3 protein-coding genes are annotated in these 6,372 nt (G+C 64.3%); all 3 read right to left on the bottom strand.

Features of this window, described 5'->3' with window-relative positions:
- The coding region (locus WMK75_RS17810; protein WP_347268926.1) for an Eco57I restriction-modification methylase domain-containing protein at nucleotides 1-3,495 on the bottom strand (3,495 nt) is incomplete at its 3' end.
- Nucleotides 3,496-3,551: 56 nt separating this feature from the next.
- Entirely contained in the window at nucleotides 3,552-4,697 is a 1,146-nt protein-coding gene (locus WMK75_RS17805; RefSeq protein WP_347268925.1) for a PDDEXK nuclease domain-containing protein, read from the bottom strand.
- Nucleotides 4,698-4,705: 8 nt separating this feature from the next.
- A partial coding sequence (locus WMK75_RS17800) for a C-terminal helicase domain-containing protein (protein ID WP_347268924.1) occupies nucleotides 4,706-6,372 on the bottom strand: 1,667 nt, incomplete at its 5' end.

Here is a 6,372-nt window from a genome sequence, read left to right as displayed (position 1 = left end):
CAAGAACCACTTTTCCGCAGTTGGAATGAAATAACAGGTGTTCCCGAAATAGGCTCCACTCGTGTCGAACGCGAAAGTTTGGTGCTCGTAGATGTCTGGATAAACGATCTTCGGCTGCTCGAACTCTTGCCAGTAGGCGATGTTGTCTTGGATTTCATACCACTCGTAGCTGCCAGGCTTACGACCTCCGGGGACGCCGGGCATGAGACGTGACTTGAACGGCTTCAGGTAGGCGTGGATGGCGGGGTAGTCTTTGATATTAATACCGCGCCTCGTGAAGATGAGCCAGAGGTCCTGTGATTCGCAGCGCCAGCGCTTCACGTCGCGACCGCGCAGGAAGGGTTTGAGCACTTCGGCGGAAGATTTGTGCTCGGCGATGAGGCGGTCGCGGGTGGCGCGGTCCACGACGAAGGCCTCGTTGTAGCCGGTCAAGACGCCACGGTAGAATCGGCCATTGCAGTATTCACCCAAGGGCGTGCCGCTTTTGCGGATGCGCTCCAGCAAGCCGAGCCCGGTGGCGTTTTCGAGCCGCCAACCGGAGGGTTTGAGGTCGCGCTGGCGGAGCTCGAAACTCTCGCGGTCGAAGACGGCGGGAAAATCCACCTTGGCCGGGCCGGGTTTCCACGCGAAAACTGGGAAACTGTGGTCGGCGTGCGGGACGAGTTGGGCGAGGCCGGTTTTGGTCTCAAGGAAGGCGTGCGGGGGGAGCTGGCCCCGCGTGATGTCACGCGTTTTCTCGGTGACGAGGATGCAGGGGTAGGCGATGGCGGTGAAGATATTGGTATCGCCGAAGTCGAGGATGGCGCGCGGGGCGGTGGCGTGGAGGAGATAAGCGCGGAGCTTCTCCCCGTAACCGGCGCGGAAGTATTTGTTGGAGGTGATGAAGCTGAGCACGCCGCCGGTGCGGAGGAGCTGGAGCGAGCGCTCGAAGAAATAGACGTAGAGATCGGCGGTGCCGGTGTAGCACTCGTATTGCTCCTTGAGCACATCCTTCAGCGGGCGGTTACGGCCGGCGCTGTCGAGGACGGTGACGGCCTTGAGCTCTTCCTGACGGACGTAGGGCGGGTTGCCGAGGACGAGGTCGAAGCGGCCGGGCGCGCCGTTTTCGCCTTCGAGACCGAACATCCAGCCGGGGTCGAAGAAGCTGGCGGAGGTGTTGGTGTTGTAGGGGTTCCACTCGACGAGGCGTTTGGCGTCGGAGGGCGTGCACTCGCCGGACTCGACGAGGGCGGCGGCGAGTTTTTTGCAGAGTTCGCGGTCGCGGCGCCGGAGGGTCTTCTTGTCCTGATAGCGGCGGGCGGTGAAGTAGCGGTGGCGGACGGCCTTCAATTCGCGCTCGAGGGTGCGGACTTCGTCGGAACCGAGGAGGAGCTGGCCGCGCTGGAGGCCGAGCAGGGTGTTGGCGGGGACGATCTTGGTCTCGAGGTTAGGGAGCGGGAGAATGCCGTAGTTGGGCAGCGCGGGATCAATGGGCTGGTCAACGATGAGGGTGATGAAGAAGCGGAGCTTGGCGATCTGGACGGCGAGGGGCTGGATATCCACGCCGTAGAGGGAGTTTTCGATGAGGTAGAGCTTGCGGCCGTAGTCGTCGTGGTTGCGGGCGAAGGCGCGCTCGATGGCGGCGAGGGCCTCCTCGCGGGCCGGGGCGCTGTCGAGCTGTTCCGCGAGGGCGATCTGGCGCTCGCGCCAGAGGGAGTTGTCGGGGTCGAGCTTGGCGAGGAGGCGGACCATCTTCTTGAGCAGGCCCATCGGGTAGGCGCCGGAACCGCAGGCGGGATCGAGGGCGCGGAGGCGCGAGATGGCGGTGAGAAGCAGGCGCGATTCGGCGGCGTCGAAATCATGGTCCGGTTCGTCCCAATCGAGGAGCTGCCGGAGGCGGGCGGCGGCTTTTTTGGTATTGGGTGGGAGCGCGGCGAGGAGGAGCGGTTCGAGGGCCTGCTCGATCATCCAGTCCACGACGTAGTCGGGGGTGTAGAAGGAGCCGGTGGCGTTGCGGGCAACGGTGCCGGTCTCGGGGTTGTAGGCGGCGAGGAGGTTCTCGAAGACATTGCCGAGCAGGTCGGGGTCGAGGGCGACCTCCTCCTCGAGCGGGGTGTTCTCGGTGATGGTCCAGACAAAGCCGTTGAGGATGTCGAGCAGCGGAGTGACGGTGACGCGGGCGCGGGCGCTGTTGCCGGTGGCGGCGGAGAGATCGACGCCGGGAACGTCGCCGCCGAAGAAGAGGAAGTTGGGCAGCCGGGGCTGCTTGGCGGGATTGGTGGAGAAACCGTCCACGCGGACCTCGCGGGTCTGGGTGGAGCCCTCGATCTCGACGCGGTCGTCGAGGCACTCGAAGAGGCCGCCGTTGAGGAAGGGGATGCGGCGGAGGAGCGCAGCGAGTTTGGCGGGGTCGCGGAGCTGGTCCTCGTGGCGCCAGAGCGTGTGGACCATGTGGTCGGTCTTGACCTCGCGGGCGAAACGGCGCGTGGCCGGGGCGTCGCCGGGCGAATCCATCTCGGTGTTGAGCGTGGCGAAGAAGAGGTTTTGGAGGATGGCCGTGTAGTAGGTGTGGGCCTCGGGCGAGGCGTCCTTGAGGAGCTCGCGGATACGCGGGGCGTCGAAGAGATCGTAGGGCAGCAGCGGATGGCCGTCGGGCAGGGTCTTCTCCTTCACGAACCAGCAGAAGATAACGCGGGTGAGGAGGCGGATGAGGTGGAGGGACGGCTTGCCGTCGGCGTCAGGCAGGGCGTCGGGCGGAAACTGGGCGTGCTCGCGGGCCCAGAAATACCAGTCGGCGAGTTTCACGTAGGCGCGCTTGCGGAGCAGTTCGACCGAGAGGGACTCGCGCCAGGCGGAGTCGAGGTCGGCGAAGGTGCAGATATCGCGGCCGCGGTAGGCGCTCAAGCTGGGGAGGGCGAAATCTTCGACGATGGCGAGGTGGCCGGGGTGTGGCCGATTGATGGAAATGTCCTTGATGAGGGTGACCTTGCGCTCGACGACATCGCGGGAGCGGTCCCGCTTGTGGCCCCGCCGGTAGGTGATGGCGATGGAGAGCTTGTCGCCCTCCTTGAAAAGCACGAGCGCCGGCATCGGAAACAGGCGGTTGAGGGCGCGGGCCAGATCGCAGAGCGCGGTGCGCGAGCGGGGTTTGCCGTCGGGCGGTGGCGCGAGGTCGAGGGCGAGGAAGAGGTAGGATTCAATCTGCCGGAGATCGGCGGGCTCGGGTGCGAGGAGATCAAGCTGCCGGATGCTGCCGCGGGCGATATCGGAGCTGGTGAGCTGGAAGAGGAGGTGGATCGAAGCCCAGTTGCGGGCAGGATCGAGTTTGGCGAGGTGCGTGCCGTCCTGGTCGAAAGTCCGGCAAAAAGCTGGGACCGAGCCGAAATCCACGGTGCGGTCGGAGGCGTAGCCGAGGGTGGCGAAGAGGCCGAGGGCGGCCTCGCGCAGGGGTTTTTGCGAGAAGGCGGCGAGAGCGGCCTGGATCGCGGGGCGGAGATCGGCGGGGGCTGCGGGCATGGGCAGGGGCAGAAGTAGCGAGTAGCGGGTAGTTGAGTAGCGATGCGGGCGACGGATCAGCGGGGGGAAGGCAGGCGGAGGGCGGTGGCGAGCTGTTGGGCGGTGGGGAGCTTGCCTTTGAGGCTGGCCGGCAGCCTGGGCTGGAGCCGGTATTCGGCCACCCCGATGGGATTGGCCTTGGTCTTGAGGGCGTATTCGACTTCGAGGTTGTCCTTCTCGGCGCAGAGGATGATGCCGAGGGAAGGCCGGTCGTCGGGCGCGCGTTCCTTGTCGTTGAGGAGGTTGAGATAGAAATCCATCTTGCCGGCGAACTCCGGCTCGAACTCACCGATCTTGAGATCAATGGCGACGAGGGCCTTGAGGAAGCGGTGGTAGAAAAGCAGGTCCACGAAGTATTCCTTGGACCCCAGGGCGAGGCGATGCTGGCGGCCGACGAAGCAAAAGCCGTAACCGAGCTCGAGGATGAAATCGCGCAGGCTCCTGACGAGCCGATCCTCCAACTCGCGCTCCTGCACGGCGCGGCCGAGGCCGAGGAACTCGAGATTGTAGCTGCTCTTGAGTGCCTCCTCGGCCTGCTCCGCGAGATGCTCCGGCAGGGCGGCGGGGAAGTTGTGGGCCTTGCCATCCCGCCGCGAGCGTTCGTAGGCCCCGGCCTTGATCTGGTTGAGCAGGACGCGGCGCGACCAACCGAAACGGGCGGTGGCGCGGAGGTAATAGAAGCGGGCGGCGGGGGGTTTCACCTTCTTGAGAATTTCGACATGGTGGCCCCAAGGAACGGCCGGCAACAATTCTTGAACAAGCTGTTCAAGAATCCGCGTGCGATGATGGCGGGCGGCGGCGGGCGCGGGCATTTCCGCGACAGGCAGTCGCGGCATCAAGCGACTGCGACCTCCTGTTTCTTGAACAAGCTGTGCAAGAAACGATGGTTCCGAGTATTCCGAGTAAAATTGCCGCATCAGCCAGATATTATTGGCGGAGAAACCGCGCATTTCTGGGAACGAGTCCCGCAGGTCCTGGGCCACTGTCTCCACCACCGCCTTGCCCCAGCCGAGCGCGCGCTGCTTTCCCACGATGCCCTGGCCGATGTCCCAATACAGCAGGATAAGGTCGCGGTTGACCGACCGGGCAGCCGACAGGCGGGCGGCTTCCACCCGGGCTTTCAGACCGGTGACAAATGCGCCGTAGTCGGAGCCGTGGATCACAGAAGGCTTCATGGCGCAAGCAGCACGAGCCAGGTGACGAGTTCGAACGCCGTCTCGTCCTCGCAGGGCTGTTCGTCGGCGAGCGGCAGGACGAAGTCGCGGCGGCCCTGGAGGCCGGCGGCGAGCTTTTGCTGAAAGGTGGCGGTGATGGACTGGACGGCCTGTCCGACAAGGTGGGAGTAGGCGTCCATATCGGCACCCTGTTTGGTTTGCCGGTCGAACAGGCGGCACAGCTCGACGTAAGGCTCGCTCTTTCCCGAAGCGAGCTCGCGGAAGAGGTTCAGGACGGTCTTGGCCTGCACAAAAGACAGGCGGACCTCGCCCGTGTCCTGCACATAGACGAGATAATGGGGCGCGAGGGGGTTGATCCGCTCGTTGGCGGGCGAAGCGGCGCCGGCCTTTTGCCGCAGGCAGTAAATGACGCCCGGGCGGGCCATCGGAATATCCGCCGCCGGGGGCACGACGGCGTAGAGGCCGAGGGGCGCGCGCTCCAGCTCCGCTCGGTGGGCTTGCAGGAAGTTGAGCAGGTCCTGCCGGAATTCATCGAGGGAGAAGTCGCTGAGGGAGACCGAGTCGTCGAGGTCCTCCAAATCGAGCACTTCATCTTTGAGGCGCTTCAACTGCCGGTCGCGGAAAAGCAGGTCGTCCTTGATGAGGTCCTCGAGCTGGGTCGTATCGAGCAGGTTGTCCATCTGCGTGGCCGCGAGGTCCACCAGCGCCATGCGGGCTTCGACGCGGTGTTTCACGCCGAGGTAGCGGTCGAGATCGGCCACGGGCCAGAAGTTGACCAACTGGACCGCCGCGTTGCGCGAGCCGATGCGGTCGATGCGCCCGAAACGCTGGATGATGCGGACGGGATTCCAGTGGATGTCGTAATTCACCAGCAGATCGCAGTCCTGGAGGTTTTGACCTTCGCTGATGCAGTCCGTGGCGATGAGCAGATCGATTTCCTCGCGCTGGTTGGGAAAGGCCCCGGTCTGGTCGGCGCGGCGTTTGGAGATCGGCGAGAAGTTGGTCAGGATGTCGTCGAAGTCCGTGCGGCCAAGGGAGGCGGCGTTGCCGCCGTCGCCGCAGACGAGGCCGGTGTGAATCTTCAACTCCTGGCGCGCCCACGGGCCAAGGTTCTCGTGCAGATAACGGGCGGTATCGGCAAAGGCGGTGAAGACGAGAACCTTCCGGTTCTGCCGTCCCTCGCGGTTGGTGGTGGGATGCCGCGCTTTTTCGGCAATGAGGGCCTTCAGTTCCGCGAGCTTGCCGTCGCGAGTGGCGGTAACGGACTTGGTTTTCTCGTGGAGAAACTGGAGCTGGACGCGGTCTTGGCGCACGGCCTTGAGCCACTCGGGAAGTCGCAGGTGCCCGAGATGAATCCGGCGGCGGCCGCCAATCGTGAAGTCCTCCCCGTCGAAATCCGGGTCTTCAAACTCGTCGGGCGTCAGCGAATCGAAATCGAGTTCGGGATTGTCATTCAGGTGAATCTCAAAGTCCGTGATCCGCTTTTCCAGGACGTTGATTTTCCCGATGGTGCGTTCGAGGGTGAGGCGGAACGAATCCACCGAACTCTCCAAACGCTTGAGAAAATTCACCTTCATCATGGCGATGAGGATTTTTTCACGGCCCTCCTGGGTGAAGCCGCCGAGGATTTTGGCCTGATAGGCGTCCTTGGTCGCGGCGGGCA

It is taken from the genome of Paracoccus sp. (in: a-proteobacteria) (genome assembly GCF_039808215.1).
GTDB lineage: Bacteria > Pseudomonadota > Alphaproteobacteria > Rhodobacterales > Rhodobacteraceae > Paracoccus.
Note: the sequence above shows the minus strand (reverse complement) of the source record. Positions and strands in the feature narration are given on the sequence as shown.